This window comes from Brassicibacter mesophilus, assembly GCF_050433385.1.
Lineage (GTDB): Bacteria > Bacillota > Clostridia > Tissierellales > Proteiniboraceae > Brassicibacter > Brassicibacter mesophilus.
The window spans coordinates 95,573-112,852 of sequence record NZ_JBNPXI010000010.1 but is presented as its reverse complement, the minus strand read 5'-3'; the positions used below and the strand labels follow the sequence as shown (position 1 = coordinate 112,852).

Genomic DNA, 17,280 nt, shown 5'->3' with positions numbered 1-17,280 from the left:
TTACAATATCATATGAATTAAAAGAGAAAATAGTCATATACAGTTTATAAAATCTTTTTGTGCACATATTTAGATGTAGTCGTACTCAATATGCCACCGTAGTTAAGCTTAAAGGAAACTTTATCTCCTATCTTATACCTATAAAAACAATCTGTAATATCAAGTATCAAATGATCACTACTACCTCCTAGTATTGCTATTTTTTCATCATCAGGAGTTATATCATTAATACTAACATCCTGCTTTCCTACAGCACAGATAGCTCTTCTTCTAATCCCTCTGTCTTCAAAAGTTGGTTTATTTCCAAAAGCATCCATACCTATTTCTCCTATAGGTACAGAAGGCTTATCTTTTATTTCAATTATCTCAGCAATTAGCTTAAAGCAATTATCATACGTGTCCTTTATTCTATCTCCATAAGCTGTTTCGCGTCCTAATACTATAGCTTCCCCTAATCGGAGGTGGTTTATACCATTTGGAATACCACCCTGCTCAAGCAAATATAAACTACTTGAGTTTCCACCAGATACTATAGTTAATATAACATTAAATTTGTTTTCAATATTATTTTTTAACTCTACTAGTTTACTAAGATTATCTTGCTTTGGTATTATTCCGCCATAACAAGTCAAATTAGTACCAATCCCAATAAGCTCTATATTTTTTAATTTTAACATTTCTTCAATTATATTATATATATGAGCCTCTTCTATGATCCCTTCTCTCAAATCGCCTAAATCCACCATTAAAATTATCTTATGGATTTTTTCTTTAGATATAGCTTTTTCAGATAATACTCTAATAGTTTCTAGCTCTGAATTAAGTGAAATATCCGCATACTCTACTACTTCATCTGCTTGACTAATCATTGGAAGTCTAAGAAGAAGCTTAGGCACTTTTATATGACTTATCTCCTTAAGGTTCTCAATTCTTGAGTCAGCTAGCATCTTGACTCCATTATCTGCTAATATCTTAGCAACTTCAGGAATTGCACAGAAAACCTTTGTAACTCCAGCAATTTCAATTTCATTCTTACCACATAGCTCAACTAAACGCTTTGTATTATGTTTTATTTTATCAAGTGAGATCTCTACTCTTGGATACATCATTATTACACCTCCGGTAGATTTTATTATAAAAAGACTTCTATAGAAGCATTAATATATTATTTAAGGAAGTCTTTCTAAAACCCATTTAGTGGAAATCTTACATTAAAGAAAACTAGAACTTCCCTATGGGCTATAAATTTAGTCCAACAATTTTGTTGGACTATCAATCAATGTTTAAGCTTTGCTTTAATAATTTAAGTGCCGCTTCAGGATATTTTGTAGATAACACTCCTAAAGATGCCATAATATAATTATTGTCAACTAAAATATTGGTATCTTTTGTTGGCAATAATTCATTTCCTTTATTACTCTGTGCTATTTGTGTCATAATTTCAATTCTATTTGGAAGCCTAGTTAATGCACCACCAGTCCCAATAATGTATTTTACATTTGTTAAGTCTTTACCTTCTGCTATAGTTTTCTTGCCACTAGGTCCATATAAATGTCTAAAGTGCCCAGCATGTCTTTTTACAGCTGTAATAACAGCTTCTAGAGAAAGTTCTTCAACAAAAGACGTCTCAACAGGTGTAGTAGGTATTGGTTTATGATTTTCCATTAGCTCACTCAGATGCTCTATTGATATATTCAGTTTCCTAGCTAGCTCTTCAGCACCAATCCTTTCAACTACATTTTCCATATTAACATATACCCCAAGATCACCTTCAACAGTTCTTTTTGCTATAGGCTCGGGACTCACCAGCATTCTGCTGACTTCTTCACTGCCTTCAGTAACTGAATGTACATCTGTAGTGGCTCCACCAACATCTATAACCATAAGATCCCCAATGGCTTCCTTTAAGAGCTCTGCAGCAAGCATTACAGCACCCGGTGTAGGAATAATTGAACCATTTACCATATCTCTTACTTTAGTCATCCCTGGAGCGTGTATAATATGTTCCTCAAAGACTTCTTGTATTACTCTTCTAGTTGGCTCAATATTCAATTGATCTATTTTGGGATATACATTTTCAACAACATATAACTTAGTCCTTGTATCCCTAAATATCTCTTTAATTTCATCTTGATTCTCTACATTTCCAGCATATATTACAGGAATCTCCATGTTAAGAGCGGCTATTAGTTCTGCATTATAAATTGCTGTATCTCTCTCTCCATAATCAACACCGCCTGCTATTAATATAATGTTGGGTTTTATTTCTTTTATTTTATTAATATCTGTTCTTCTCAACTTGCCTGATGTTATCATATGGAGATTAGCACCTGCGCCTAACGCTGCTTCCTTAGCAGCTCTTACAGTCATATCGTATACAAGTCCGTGAACTGTCATCCTTAATCCTCCTGCAGCACTACTAGTCGACAAAAGATCATCATAATCTATATCTTTGACATTAAGATTTTTCTCTAAATCGTTTATTGCTGCTTTTAGACCAATATTTACATCTCCCTCTAAAACTGTTGTAGGAGCTTGCCCTTGCCCTACAAAAATAGGGCAAGAGTCATTAATCCCATTAAATGCGTTAATAACAGTAGTAGTGCTTCCAATTTCAGCAACTAACACATTAATTTTCATTTCTCATTTCCTTTCTTCTCTTAACAAGGAAAGTAGCTACATGTACCCCTTTCGAACCTCTACCAAATCCTACGTCTACTCCTTGCTGAACAGCTAGCTCATTTGAAACCTGAGTACCTCCACAAGCAATCATTACCTTATCTCTTATTCCTTTTTCTATACATAGTTCATGTATGCGTTTCATATTCTTGTAGTGAATATCATCATGGCTAATTATTGTTGAAGCTAGTATTGCATCTGCATTTAATTCTATAGCTGCATCTACAAGTTTTTCTACAGGCACAGATGTTCCTAAATAATGGCATTCTATCCCATATTTTTCGATGCCACCATGTTTTATATCAATAATTTCTCTTAGTCCAACTGAGTGTTCGTCTTCTCCAACTGTTCCTGCAACTATTTTCATTGGATGCTTCTCAATATCTTGTCGTATTTCATCATCTGTCATAACTTCTGGCTTAGGTGGTATAACTAGATCCTTTGTGTCTATGGTAAATGGAACTCTTCCTTTTATTTCAACTCTAGTCCCTTCAGCACTCTGTAGTACTTCTTTATGAATTACTTCAACATCTTCTAACCCCATCTTTTTACCGATTTCAATAGCTGCAAATTCAGCAACTCTTTCTTCTGTTGGAAGGAAGAGTGTAATCTGAATTATTCCATCGCCCTGCCATTCCATTTCTGGTTTTAATTTAGTAGTTTTTCTTAATTCTTTTGTTTCTTCAAGCCTTATATTTACATTATCTGTATCATCAAGTTCATCAATATATATAATTTTTTCAGGAACTTCAAGGGTACTTCCCCCAATTAGTTTAGCAGGATTATCAACAGCATTAGCATCATATTGATTTATGTTGTTATAACCAAAATGTGCAGTAACTGGTGCCATATAATCTTCTTCTCTTTCATATACAGTTCCTACGCCTATGCCACCATCAATTTTTCTTGCTATTCCATCACCATTTCTTTCCGGATAGTAGCCAGAGTCAACAAAAAACCCTTCTTCAACAGCCTTAAAGTATCCGCCTACTTCAAGTATTTCTTCCATAAACAATATTGCTCTTTCCTTAAGCTCTCTAACCTTATCCGCTAATTCTCCCTTATCTCTCTTAATCTGAACCATTTCTGTTAGTCCATCCATACCTATAAGTGCTTGTTTTGCTGTGTTAGCTCCTTCTATATTATAAATATGCCAAGGAACATTTCTTCCTTCATCAGGTGTTATAGTTGACTGTATGTCTGCTCTTGTTAACTTAGATATAAGCAGATTTAACGTGTGCGTTACAGTAGCCTCTCTAGTAGATGAACCCATGTATTTAGTATTTTGCTGTGCTCTCATCTTGTATTCTCTAAATAATTCTCTAAGTGCAACTGCGTAAGGCAAGTCTATTCTCATGCAAGGAGCTGGAGGTGCTGTAGGTGGTACTGTAGAAAGACAAATGTTTTCTTTCTTCATTCCTATCTTAACAGAATAGATTGAATTCAATGCGTGCTGTACCATTAGCTCAGGCATAACCTTCCATGCTTCTCTTGCAGTAGCATTTGCATTATGTGCACCGTCTATTTGTGCCATATCAGCCCACGACATAACTTTTTTAGCTACTGCTGCATCAACAAATGATCTCACCATATTTATATTTCTGTATAAAACGTTATATTGCGGATCCTGATGCGCACCGTTAATACCTTCTTCAGCAAACATTACTGCAATCTCTGGACCAGCTACCCCACTAACATACGAGTGATAGTTAAGAGGTCTTCCTACTTCATCTTCAATAAGGTCTAATGCCTTTCTTTGAGCTCTTACTTGTTTTCTTGTTATAGGTATCCCACCTATCCCCTGAGGTGTTCCTTCAATCAACCCATCAAAGTGACTTTGACCTGCAGTTCTGATAACCATTATATGGTCTGCACCATGCCATGCTGCCATTCTCATCCTTCTTATATCATCTTCAAATCTACCTGAAGCAATTTCAGTTGTTATTACACAGTCTGGTTGAGGATCTATATCATCAAAATAATGTGCTGCGGGTAGTGGTTGACTTTGCTGCAAATTCTCTGAAGTATCATAGTACTCAAATTTGCCAATCTGTCTTTTTTGGCCTACTCCATCTCTCCAATGCCATCCTCTACGTCTTGGCTTATAAGAGTCAAGATTTTCAAGTATTTTATTTACATCTAGTTTTTCATTTGGTTTTAATTGCATTATTTTTCACCTCCAGAGAATATGTTAACTACTTCGTCCCACATCTCACCTTCAACTAGTCTTAAACCAGCTTCTCTTATATCCATTTTATAATCTCTAGCTAACCTATATACTAAGTGACCTGCACCTTTCCCAAGTAATCCTCTATCTATTGCACCATTTACTATAGCCTTAGCTTCTAAGCTCGAAAAGCCCATTCTCAATAAAACCGATCTTTCTATTGATGGACTTGTATTCTTATTGGCTAATTCTACTAGTGGATCTACTATTTTTCCTGCTAATTCCCAAAATCTTGCTTCAAGTTGTTCTTCAGTAAGGTCTTTTAAGTGCTGTCTTCTAGATTCAAAATCATCTGCTCTTTTCATTTCAACACCTCCGTATTAATAAACCACTTTAAGTTCAGATAGTACATGCTTTACAAATTCTGTGCTTGAGTTGGTATCTTCAGCTAGGAACTTTATATCTTCATTAGAAACTGAAGTAGCATGTGTGGTCTCTATGCAATTCTTAATATATGATCTTCTTAATTTATCTAAATCTAAGTCTCTAGCTTTAATAAATGATGGCTGTTCAGGTAATACTATGTTTTCTCCTGGAATCTCATCTTCAGGTTTTCCAATAACAACATTTACACCATTTTCTTTTGCAAATGTAAGCTGAGGCTGAATATGCTTTCCGGCTCCTGTATATTCAGTTTCCTGAACAACAACTATTTTGTCATAATCTAGCTCTTGGGCTAAAGAGAATGCAGCAGCTAAAGATGTATTGCCTGCTGGTCCTCTTTCTAATCCCTCTATTTGAGCTAATGCCTCTGTCATATAAAATACTTCACCTTGATTTACAGTTACATATCTGTCCATATATCTTAAAGGTCTTCCTGCTGATCTAGGCACATCTGAACGATCTGGCCAAGTAGCAAAAGGTATTCCAAAACCTGTATGACCAGTTGTAAACGATTTCCTGTTAAATTGAGTATCACTAGCCATATGTAGTCCTTTAAGATTAACACTTGCTCCTATGATTTTTGTATTTATTGCCCCTGCTTTTATAAGTCCACGTGCTGTTCCTGTAAGATTTCCTCCTCCAGCGTTAGTTGCAACTACTACATCTGGATCTCTTCCTTCTTTTTCTCTAAATTGCATAGCTAGTTCATATCCTAATGTTTCAACTCCAGCTATTCCAAATGGTGTATATAATGAAGCATTAAAGTAGCCTGTTTCTTCTAATAGTCTTAAAAATGTATAGAATAGCTCAGGACCTACTGTCAGCTGTACAACTTCAGCACCATATGCTTCACACTTTCTCGCCTTTTCAACAATCTCGGGCTGTCCAACAGTTCTAGAATCATAGCATTCTTGAACTATAATACACTTAAGCCCTCTCATTGCAGCTTGACTCGCTACAGCTGCACCGTAGTTACCACTTGTCGCCGCTATTACTCCTTTATATCCTAATTTTTTTGCATGATACACGCTTATTGCAGCTCTTCTCGCTTTAAAGCTTCCTGATGGGTTTGATGCCTCATCTTTTAAAAATATCCTTGCTCCTTTTCCTTTTGGAGCTAACTTTCTAGCAAGCTTAGTTAGGTTCTTAAGCTCTAATAGTGGAGTATTACCTATACCAGTTTCTCTTTGTATTTGCTGCATTTCCTGTAATGTATACCCTGTTTCTCTCATCATTCTTTCATAATCAAAAGCAATACCATCTGATTCAAATTTTTGATAATCTATCCCTACAGCTTGCTTCATTATCTGGTTTTTTCTATCCATGATGGCATTATAACTCATATCTTTACTCATCTTCTTCACCATCCTCAAGAATACCTCTTAATTGTCTGCCAATATATAAAAGTTCTGGCACACATTTCCCAAAATCGTGTTCATAATATGGTTTTATTTCTATAAGTTTGCCACTTATTTTCCTGCCAATATAAGTTTCAACTTCTACAATTTCACCAATATTAGCTTCACTATCTAATAAAAACCCTTTATCCCACATTTCAAGGGGCACTTTTTTAGTATCTTCAGGCACCTGAGGTGCTCTTTGCTCAGGAGTCAAAACAATATTGTGTACTCTAACCCAATCACCCTTCTTAGCAGTAGCCATATAACTTCACCTTACTTTCTAATTAATTGTCTCATGTCGCCCATGATTGCTCTAGGTACAGGTAAATCAATCATAGTTTTTAGACCTGGATGTGCATTTATTACATGTGGAATCATATTTACACACATTGCAATTGTGCCTAGTCCACCTTCAACTTCTGGTTTAATTGACATATTAACTTCAGGAGTTCCTTTTATAGTTATATAATCACCAGTAAATGTTCCTTCCATCTCAGGTTCGATTTGTTGTGGGTGAATCATGTCTATTTTAACCTCACCGTCTACATACCCTTGTCCAGTCATGTTTACTCCAGCTACATTCCCTGCTGCTGCAAATCCATATGGAGATTTTCTATCCACAGATGTAATAATTGGTTTCATTTGTTGCTCAAATTTTTCAACATTCCATCCAATAGCATCTGCTATCATACGAACTGATTCAGAAAATCCAACATGTCCTGCTAACGAACCATCCTTAACCCCATTTTCGAATTCTTCTACAGTTATTCCTACACCTTGCTCTTCCATTACAGCTGGTCCAAATGGAGATAAGCTATTTACTCTTTTAGCTTCTATATGCTCAACATCAATCATACATCCTGTTAAACAAACTACTAACAAATCCATAATTAATCCTGGATTTATACCAGTTCCTAGAACAGTTACTCCATTTTCTTTTGCTATCTTATCTAATTCAGCTGCTAGCTCTGGATTTTGAGCTTGAGGGTATGACATTTCCTCTGCAGTAGAGATAACATTTACTTTTTTCTCTAAAGCAAATTTTAATTTAGAAAAAGCATTTTTAGTAAACGAATCTGTTGCACATAAACAGACATCACAACATCCTTCCTTTAAAACTTCGTCAACATTTTCGTTAATAATAACTTCAGGTCTATCTCCTCTTTCTACACCTAGTACATCATACATACTCCTATTTTTTCTTGATTCTGCCATATCACAAACACCAACTATTTCTACACCTTTTTTCTTTAGCAGCATTTTTGCCATACCGCTACCCATAGCACCAAAACCCCATATAACTACCTTAACATTTTCCATTCCAACACCTCCAAGTTTTCTCACAATATTTTCATTGTTTAACATTGCAATAAACTTGCCAACAATATATAAAAATTAATATTCTAAACTTTCTGCTATTTTTCAAGCTTTGACTTCTTTATATAAATAAAATAAATTATAAATTAATTCAAAAACAGAAAAAACCGCAAAAACATTTGCATGCACATGCAAATGTTTTTGCGGCTAAGTATTTATGTTATATTTTCTCATCTTATGCTGTAAAGTTTGTCTTTTTATATCTAATCTTCTTGCTGCCTCAGAAATATTATAATTAGATTCATTAAGAGTTTTTTGAATTAAACTTCTTTCTAGCTTATTCATAATATTTGGTAAAGAACTATCACATTGGATAATATTATTAAAATCAAACTGTGACTCTTTTATACTAACAATATGTGATGAGAAGTGTTCTTGCTTTAAGACATGCTCATCATTAGATATGTAATTCATAGCTCCTTCGATAGAGTTTTCCAATTCCCTTACATTTCCCGGCCATGAGTACTTGTATAAAACATCTAACATATCTTGTGATATCATCCAAACATCCTTATTGAGCTTATTATTATAAACTCTTATGAAATGCTCACTGAGTATTTTAATATCATCTTTTCGTTCCCTCAAAGGAGGTACTTTTATAGAAACAACATTTAGCCTGTAGTATAAATCCTTTCTTATCGTACTATTGTTAATAGCCTCCTGAGGATCTTCATTTGTTGTGGCAATGATTCTTACATCTACCGGTATATCTTTTAACCCACCAACCCTTCTTATGTATCCCTCTTGTAAAACCCTTAAAAGCTTGGCTTGTAAAGAAAGACCCATAGAGTTTATTTCGTCTAATAACAGTGTTCCTCCATTGGCATGTTCAAAAAGACCAGGTCTATCTATAGCGCCTGTAAAGCTGCCTTTTACTGTACCAAAAAGAATACTTTCCAGAAGTGATTCGGGTAGTGCCGCACAGTTTTGTCCTATAAAAGGCTTATTTTTCCTTTTGCCATCATAATGAATGCTTTGTGCAAAAAGTTCTTTTCCTGAACCTGTTTCGCCATATATCAGTACACTTGAAGAAGAATCAGTAGCTCTTCTAGCTACATTTATGGCTTTTTTTAAACTATCACTATTTCCTATTATATCTTTAAAAACATATTTATGAATTTCAAAATCATATTTATCATCATTCTTTCCAACAAGCTCTTTTTGAAGATCTACCAGCTGCTCGGACAGCTTTTTAATATTAGTAACATTATCAGCAATCTCTAATGCTCCAAGATGAATACCGTCGTATACTATTGGTATCGTAGTATTAACCGTAGTTATCTCTTTTCCTTTATAGTTTAAATATGTTTGCGTTCTATTTAGTATTCTCTCACCTGTTTTCATAACTGTTAACAAAGTGCTTGTATCATCATCTAAGCTTGGGAATATCTCAAGGATATGTTTGTCCAACACCTTATCTTTTTCCAATCCTTCAATATACGCCATAGCATCATTATAATATAATGTTTTCCCATATTTATCTATTACATGAATTCCTACATCTATATGGTGCAAGATATTTTGCAGTATAAGTCTATCAAAGCCAATCATTTTCATAATATCATTCCTTCAGTAGATAATATATCTCCATTATAGATGATTCACTTCACTTTTTCAATTTTGATGTTTAAAAATAACTAAACCTAGTCTATTGTAGTAAACATATCTATACTTTGCTTTAGTTTAGTTGATAGTATATTTAGTTTATTAACGTGATCATTTATTGATTGTATTATACCAAATTGCTTTTTAGACTTACTATTTGCATCAGACGCGATTGTGCTGATTTTGTATGCCATCTGAGAAATACCATCAATTGATGTAGATATCATATCTCTCTGCACATTAACGTCTTGAATATTTCTTAATATACTCATTATCTCATCTATCATTCTTTTGATCTCGTCTTTAATTGTATAAAAAGATTTTTCTGTTTCATTTAAGTGATCTTTTTGCACTTTAACAATATCACTGTTATCTTCAGCAACATGTTTAAGCTTCTGGGCTTTACTTTCAACATCATGAACAATATCTATTATTTCTGATGTTTGCAATGAAACCTGTTCAGATAATTTTCTTATTTCATCAGCCACAACAGCAAACCCTTTTCCAGACTCTCCTGCTCTTGCTGATTCAATTGCTGCATTAAGCGAAAGTAGATTAGTCCGTTTTGTTATATCACTTATTACATCAGTTATTTGTTCAATTCTTGAAATTGAACTGTTTAATTCTATCATTTCATCATTTAATCTACATGAGTTATTAAAGCTATCATCAAATCCATTACTGAGTTTTTCTATTTTATTAACTCCATCAAGGACTACTTTTTCTGTAGCTGAAAAGCTTTGATTAATAATTTCTACTTTTTTGTTTATCATTAACATAAAATCAGATAGTTTTTCTACTTCAGCAATTCCTTTATCAACTTCGTTTATTTGTATTTTAGCTCCATCATATACTTCTTTAACAGTATTAGCGACATGCTCAGTATAATCATGAGCATCACCTGATAATTTTGCAAATTTATGTGCAGTATCAGAAACATCCGTAGAAGTAATGGTAATCTCCTGTACAATATCTTTTAAATATGCAATCATAATATCAAAAGTATTATTTAAAGTTATCATTTCTTTACATGTATGTATTTGAGATTTAGCATTTAAATTGCCTTGTGAAATTTTTTTTAGCATATATATCAAGTTTCTTAAAGGAAGAACTATTAACCTTGAATATGATAATGAGATAAAAAAGATAACAGCTATTAATCCTACTATTGTAAAAACTATATAACTTCTAATATCATTAAAAGCTTTTTGATATTCATGCTTAGGTATTGAAGTAAATACATGCCATGAAACTCCTTCTATGTTTTTATGTGCTGTTATGTATTTTTGGCTATTATCTGTATATTCAAACGTTTGATTGTACTCTGACTTTGATATAGCATCTAGTATTTCTCTATTCTCAACTTTACTATTAAGCTTATCTTTTTCATTATGATATATAATCTTCTCATTGCCATCAGCAATAAAAACACTTCCCGACTTACCAACATCAATTTTATCAATTGACTCAGTAAACTTATTTAAATCTAGCATAACAATAATAACACCAAGCCTGTCTGATAGACTGTTTATTGGCATTGCCACAGGGATAACTAATTTTTTTGTAGTCGATGCATCTGTTAGATTGCCGATAACTAATTCATTCTTATTCATTACTCTAGTAAAATACTCTGAGTTAGAAATATTCAATTTTGATGTACTATCACCATTTTTAGGCCAACTGGCTATAATACTTCCATCTGTTCCAGTTATTAATACAGTATCATAAAGACCTTCTGAGCTGTTTACAGCATTCTTCAGAGACAATATGATCTTATTAAGTCTAACTTTATCATCTAATACTCCATCATTGTTTATGTCTTCTAGAAGCACGAGCAAATCTGATTGAGATGTTAGTCCTTTTAAAACATTGCTTGTTCCATTTATAGTTGAACTCATGCTACTTCTAACTCCATCAGCATAAACCATCAGATTATCTTTCTTAGTGTTATCTACTTGGTCATAAGATATCTTATATGTAATAAAACCTAAAAATATTATTGGAATTATTGATACAATCACAAATAATATGCCAAGCTGTTTGCTAATTGATAAGTTACAGAATGAATTTCTTATAATAGATTTTATTTTTAACCTATTTATCTTATTTCTACAAAAGATTATTTGTTTCTTAGCAGCAAAAAATAATTTTCCCATTCCCCTATTGTCATCTCCTCTGAATATAATTACCTAAATATGCCATGAATTTATTTTATCATCTGCTAACTTTAGGGGAATTAACACACTGTTATCTTATTGTTAACTTTCCGTTAACTTATGCACAAAAGAGCAAGCTAAAATTGCTTGCTCTTTTAATCACACTACATATTGCTTGAATTATTGCTAAGTGGTAGAGATATAATAAATTCTGTACCTTTATTAATCTCACTTTTTACGTCTATATTTCCTCTTAGTGCTATTATTATATGCTTTACAATAGCCAATCCTAATCCCGTTCCACCTACCTGTCTAGACCTTGCCTTATCTACTCTATAAAATCTTTCAAAAAGCCGTGATAGATGCTCTTTTTCAATACCAATGCCAGTATCGCTAACTTTAATATATATCTTTCCAGACACGCTATATGCAGTAACTACAACATTCCCTCCATTGGGAGTATATTTAATGCCATTATCTATAAGATTAATTAGCATTTGCTTAAACCACCCACTATTTCCTTGTAAAGAAGGCAGATTTTTATTAACCTTATCTATGAGTTCTATATCTTTTTGCTTTGCAATCTCACTAAGCATCTGCATTACTTCGTCTATGGACTTATTTACATCAATAGTTTCTTTACTTGGCAGATTGTTTTTATTTTCAATCTCAGATAGTAACAGTAAATCCTGTATTAATGACGTTAATCTGCTCGCTTCTATATCAATAATATCCAAAAACTTATCTCTAATATTCTTGTTTTCAGCTGCTCCTTCTTTAAGTGTTTCAACAAACCCTTTTATTGAAGTAAGAGGCGTTTTTAGTTCATGTGATACATTGGCAACAAAATCTTTTCTCATATTCTCTAATTTTCTTATCTCTGTTATATCTTGAATAATAATAACTGTACCTAATGTTCTATTTGGGTCATTGTTTAATCTAATCATATTAGAATGTATGCTTAAAATCCTGTACCTAGGTTCAAAAATTTCTATTTCATTTTTCACTATATTGTTTTCATATAACATACTATTTATCAAATCATCCAATACATTATTTCTTACAGCTTCCAATATATGCTTACCTTTGACTTCGTTTTCAGAAATACCAAATATCTCTTCTGCAGAAGGATTTATTAAAATAATTCGGTGCGAATTATCAAGAGCAATAACTCCATTGAACATACTCGTCAGTATAGCTTTCATCTTCGTATTGCTTTCCTGCAACTCCCCTACTGTGGATTTAAGTTTTATACTCATAATATTAAAATTGTCTGAAAGCTCTCCTAACTCATCACCTGTCTTAGAATATACCTTTTCTCCATAATTTCCATTTGATATTTTTTTAGTAGCATATGTCAACTGTCTTATAGGATCTGTAACTATCTTAACATATCTAAGTCCTAGTAAAATCGCGACGGTCAATCCCGTAAGCATAGAAATAGCACTATATTTGAATAATGTCATATTGGTTACAGTCATGTCTTTGATTGATACAGATAATCTAATTACTGCCAAATCATTATTTGATGAACTAAATGGAATAGCAACATACAGCATATCCCTTCCAATTGATTCACTGTATCTTTGGCTTACTCCTATTTGTCCGCTAAAAGCTTTTTGCACCTCTATTCTATCTTTATGATTTTCTAAAGTTTCAGCGTTGGCTGATGAGTCACCTATAACCCACCCATCTTTATCAATAAAAGTTACACGTGCATTAGTATGCTTTGAATAAACTAAAGCAATACTATTTAAGTAACTCTTATCATAATTGTCTGATTCACGTAGAGCCTCACCAATTAGTCTAGAATTTGTTATAAGCTTTTCCTGCACATTATCTAAATAATTTACTCTTAAAAGACTAAGTGCAAGAACACCTGTAATCAATACTCCTATCAGAACTAATGCCATGAAAGTTATAAAAATTCTTTTTTGCATAGTATTTCCCCTTATTTCATTTTATATCCTATACCTCTAATAGTTTCAATATACTTTGGATTTCTATCGTTATCTTCGATTTTTTTTCTTAAGTGTCTTATATGAACATCAACCGTTCTTGTTTCTCCAAAATAATCATAACCCCATACTTCATCAAGCAATAGATTCCTAGATAAAACCTTTCCTCTATTTTGAGCTAATATTCTTAATAACTCAAATTCTTTAAGGGTCAATTCCAGTTTCTTGCCACCTTTTAAAACCTCATGTTTCTCATCATCAATAATTATATCTCCAATTTTAATAACCTTATCTGGCTCAGGTTGCTTTACATCAACACTTCTTCTAAGAACTGCCTTAATTCTAGCCATAAGCTCTCTAACACTAAAAGGTTTTGTCATATAGTCATCTGCCCCAATCTCTAATCCAATTACTTTATCTGCCTCGTCACTTTTTGCAGTAAGCATTATTATTGGAACGTTTCCTATTTCATCATCATTTTTTATTTTCTTGCATACATCAATCCCATCAATGATAGGAAGCATTAGATCAAGTATTATTAAATCAGGCTTTTCTTCTTTTGCTCTTTCCAATGCTTGTTTCCCATCGAATGCAACTATGACATCGTATCCATTATTCTCAAGGTTAAATTTTATTAGCTCAACAATATGTTCCTCATCATCTACTACGAGTACTCTACCAAATCCCATAAAACTTCCTCCTTATTCTATATTAGCTGAATAATCGCTGCCATTCTTCCAGTTACTCCGCTATCTTTTCTGTAAGAAAAAAATTCGTCACTATTGCAGCTAGTGCATATCTTGCTAACTGTTATATTTCTACTAATGATTCCTTTTTCCTCTAACACAATTTTATTTGCCTCCCAAAGATTTAACTGCCATTTAGTTGGACTTTGCTGTTTTAGCAGGCTGCCGTTGTTTGTAAAATTTTCGTTAAATTTATTATAGACATCTGAATTGACTTCATAACAGCATGGCCCTATTGATGGTCCAATTCCTACAAGGATATCTTCTGGTATTGAGTTGTAAGTATGTTGCATTATATCAACCATTTTGCCAGCTATCTTATTAACAGTTCCTCTCCAGCCAGCATGAGCCAAAGCTACAACTTTGTTAATGGGATCAAGATAAAATATAGGAACACAGTCAGCATAGAAGGTACATATCATTATATTTTTAATATTCGTAACAAGACCATCTACTCCGTCATCTATGCAATTCAACTCATCTTTTTTGCTCTCAACTTCGTCAATTATCCTAATATTTGTGCCATGAACTTGATTTGATAATACTATTTTATCCAATGAAGTATTAAACAAATCTGCAATTATATTAAAGTTATGCTTAACATCATTAAAATCGTCATCTGTCTTTATTCCTAAGTTCATACTACTATAACTGCCAGAACTCACTCCACCTATTCGAGTAGTAAATGCATGAGATACTAATCCGGTTTTTTCAAAACTACATATTGTATAAAATTTTACTCCTTTTTTTTCTTTTATCACAAACCTATTATCATAATCCATATAATCACCTCATCACAATTCCTAAATAAATAGGACTCAAAAAGAGTCCTTGGGTAAGATTTATCATAGTCTTTCTATTTTTCGTCTAGTAATTTCTTAAGTTCATCCATAAATGTATTTATATCTTTAAACTGCCTATACACAGAAGCGAATCTGACATATGCCACTTCATCAGTATTCTTCAATTTATTCATGACCATTTCACCAATATATTCCGTAGTTATTTCTTTTTCCATTGAATTAAATAACACTTTCTCTATTTCATCTACTATTTCTTCCATTTGTTTAACTGATACTGGTCTTTTCTCACATGCTCTAATTATACCATTAAGCAGTTTGTTTCGATTGTATGATTGTCTGTTTCCATCTTTCTTTATGACTACTAAAGGTATTTCTTCAATCTTTTCATACGTAGTAAATCTCTTGTTGCATTGGATGCACTCTCTTCTTCTTCTTATTGCTTGTCCTTCATCTGTAGGCCTCGAGTCTATTACTTTTGATTCAAAATAGTCGCAATAGGGACATTTCATATATTTCACCCCTTATCATGTTTAGTTCGGCTAAACTTATATACAAATTATAATATATTTTTTTTAATATGTCTAATATTTGATATTTAATAGAATTACTAGGTATTAAATTACTTTAATTAAATACCTAGTAACCATTCTGCTAGACATCATCATTATTATAAGATAAACCCGCATCTGTTTGGAAATTGAAATCTACTAATATTACATCAGATCCAATCCTAACAATGTTTTTCCATCTTATTACAAATTCTTGATTTCTTCCAAAAAAACCTAGTATTTTCCCTGGACCTGGTATAACTATTGCTTCAACTAATCCTTTTTCTAAATTCACTTCTATATCTGATATTAGACCTAGTCTAGCTCCATCACGAACATTAACAACTTCTTTCTCTCTCAAGTCACTAGTTTTTACCATTGCCTCACCTTCTTATTCTTATTACTAATATATACTAGTCACTTGTCTCATAATATTACTGTTTTAATAAAATTTAATAATTTGTTTACTAGACTGGCAATGGCATTACATTAAATTAGCTTTTTCATATGTCTCAAAGCTGTTTTTTCCAATCTTGATACTTGGGCTTGCGATATTCCAATTTCCTCAGCTACTTCCATCTGAGTCTTACCCTCGTAAAATCTTAGATTAAGTATTAATTTCTCTCTGTCATTAAGTTTTCTAAGTCCTTCTCTCAAAGCTATGCCCTCAAGCCATGTCTCGTCTTCGCTTTTTTCATCACTTACTTGATCCATTACGTATATTGCATCACCACTATCATGATAAATAGGTTCAAACAAAGAAATAGGATCCTGTATTGCATCTAAAGCAAAAACTACTTCCTCTTTAGGGAGGTTAAGAACTTCTGCTATCTGTGATATAGTAGGTTCTTTTGAATTCTTATTTATAAGCTGGTCTCTGGCTTGAAGAGCTTTATAAGCTATATCCCTTAAGGATCTGCTAACTCTGATAGAGTTATTATCTCTTAAGTATCTTCGTATCTCACCAATAATCATAGGTACTGCATAGGTTGAAAACCTAACATTCTGAGATAAATCAAAATTATCAATAGCCTTTATCAACCCAATACATCCCACTTGGAACAAATCATCAACATGCTCTCCTCTTTTATTAAATCTCTGAATAACACTGAGAACTAATCTAAGATTCCCTCTAATAAATTCTTCGCGAGCACTCATATCTCCTGAATTTATTCGGTCAAAAAGTTTTCTCATTTCTTTATTTGTTAGTACAGGTAATTCCGACGTATTAACTCCACATATTTCTACCTTGTTTATATGCATATTGTGTATCCATTCCTTTCTTGATGTTTTGCCCCTTTTACAAAAAATTATTGCCTTAATTTATTTTTTTATTCAGTAATTAATGTAAATAGATTAAGTATTTTTATAGAAAAAAACTGCCAGTTTATGTTACA

General features: G+C 32.9%; 15 protein-coding genes. All 15 read right to left on the bottom strand.

Translation table 11 applies throughout. The annotated features are described in order from the left end of the window. Nucleotides 1-44 precede the first annotated feature (44 nt). A complete protein-coding gene (orr, locus tag HNR33_RS12305; protein ID WP_429083702.1) occupies nt 45-1,109 on the bottom strand; it encodes an ornithine racemase Orr in 1,065 nt (354 codons plus the stop codon). 163 nt (nt 1,110-1,272) lie between these two features. Then, on the bottom strand, nt 1,273-2,640 hold the full coding sequence (locus HNR33_RS12300; RefSeq protein ID WP_429083701.1) for a GlmL-related ornithine degradation protein: 1,368 nt from the start codon (nt 2,638-2,640) through the stop codon (nt 1,273-1,275). Continuing rightward, nucleotides 2,630-4,846: a D-ornithine 4,5-aminomutase subunit OraE gene (oraE, locus tag HNR33_RS12295; protein ID WP_429083699.1), complete on the bottom strand. Its 2,217-nt coding sequence runs from the start codon at nt 4,844-4,846 to the stop codon at nt 2,630-2,632. The genes HNR33_RS12300 and oraE overlap by 11 nt, the downstream gene beginning before the upstream one ends. After that, complete coding sequence (locus HNR33_RS12290) at nt 4,846-5,211, bottom strand: ornithine aminomutase subunit alpha (RefSeq protein WP_429083697.1); 366 nt, start codon at nt 5,209-5,211, stop codon at nt 4,846-4,848. Before HNR33_RS12290 ends, oraE begins: the two co-directional genes overlap by 1 nt. Nucleotides 5,212-5,226: 15 nt before the next feature. Beyond that, a complete protein-coding gene (gene ortB / locus HNR33_RS12285) occupies nt 5,227-6,645 on the bottom strand; it encodes a 2-amino-4-oxopentanoate thiolase subunit OrtB (protein ID WP_429083695.1) in 1,419 nt (472 codons plus the stop codon). Beyond that, nucleotides 6,638-6,952: a 2-amino-4-oxopentanoate thiolase subunit OrtA gene (gene ortA / locus HNR33_RS12280; RefSeq protein ID WP_429083693.1), complete on the bottom strand. Its 315-nt coding sequence runs from the start codon at nt 6,950-6,952 to the stop codon at nt 6,638-6,640. The genes ortB and ortA overlap by 8 nt, the downstream gene beginning before the upstream one ends. Before the next feature lie 11 nt (nt 6,953-6,963). Beyond that, nucleotides 6,964-8,010, bottom strand: a complete 1,047-nt coding sequence (gene ord / locus HNR33_RS12275; RefSeq protein WP_429083692.1) for a 2,4-diaminopentanoate dehydrogenase — start codon at nt 8,008-8,010, stop codon at nt 6,964-6,966. A 204-nt stretch (nt 8,011-8,214) separates the two neighbouring features. Then, the gene (locus HNR33_RS12270) at nt 8,215-9,624 is read right to left on the bottom strand and encodes a sigma-54 interaction domain-containing protein (RefSeq protein WP_429083690.1); all 1,410 of its coding nucleotides are present in this window, start codon (nt 9,622-9,624) and stop codon (nt 8,215-8,217) included. A gap of 86 nt (nt 9,625-9,710) precedes the next feature. Continuing rightward, entirely contained in the window at nt 9,711-11,828 is a 2,118-nt protein-coding gene (locus tag HNR33_RS12265; RefSeq protein ID WP_429083689.1) for a methyl-accepting chemotaxis protein, read from the bottom strand. Nucleotides 11,829-11,992: 164 nt separating this feature from the next. Beyond that, nucleotides 11,993-13,768 (bottom strand): two-component system histidine kinase PnpS, encoded by a 1,776-nt coding sequence (gene pnpS, locus HNR33_RS12260; protein ID WP_429083687.1) that lies wholly within the window; start codon nt 13,766-13,768, stop codon nt 11,993-11,995. Nucleotides 13,769-13,779: 11 nt separating this feature from the next. Further along, the gene (locus HNR33_RS12255) at nt 13,780-14,475 is read right to left on the bottom strand and encodes a response regulator (protein WP_429083685.1); all 696 of its coding nucleotides are present in this window, start codon (nt 14,473-14,475) and stop codon (nt 13,780-13,782) included. A 17-nt stretch (nt 14,476-14,492) separates the two neighbouring features. Further along, nucleotides 14,493-15,314 carry a peptidoglycan editing factor PgeF gene (gene pgeF, locus HNR33_RS12250; protein ID WP_429083683.1) on the bottom strand — a complete coding sequence of 274 codons (822 nt, stop codon included), beginning with the start codon at nt 15,312-15,314 and terminating at the stop codon, nt 14,493-14,495. 74 nt (nt 15,315-15,388) lie between these two features. Further along, entirely contained in the window at nt 15,389-15,844 is a 456-nt protein-coding gene (nrdR, locus tag HNR33_RS12245) for a transcriptional regulator NrdR (RefSeq protein ID WP_429083682.1), read from the bottom strand. A gap of 142 nt (nt 15,845-15,986) precedes the next feature. Next, nucleotides 15,987-16,262: a YlmC/YmxH family sporulation protein gene (locus tag HNR33_RS12240; RefSeq protein WP_429083680.1), complete on the bottom strand. Its 276-nt coding sequence runs from the start codon at nt 16,260-16,262 to the stop codon at nt 15,987-15,989. Nucleotides 16,263-16,372: 110 nt separating this feature from the next. After that, on the bottom strand, nt 16,373-17,146 hold the full coding sequence (gene sigG / locus HNR33_RS12235) for an RNA polymerase sporulation sigma factor SigG (RefSeq protein ID WP_429083678.1): 774 nt from the start codon (nt 17,144-17,146) through the stop codon (nt 16,373-16,375). Nucleotides 17,147-17,280 lie beyond the last annotated feature (134 nt).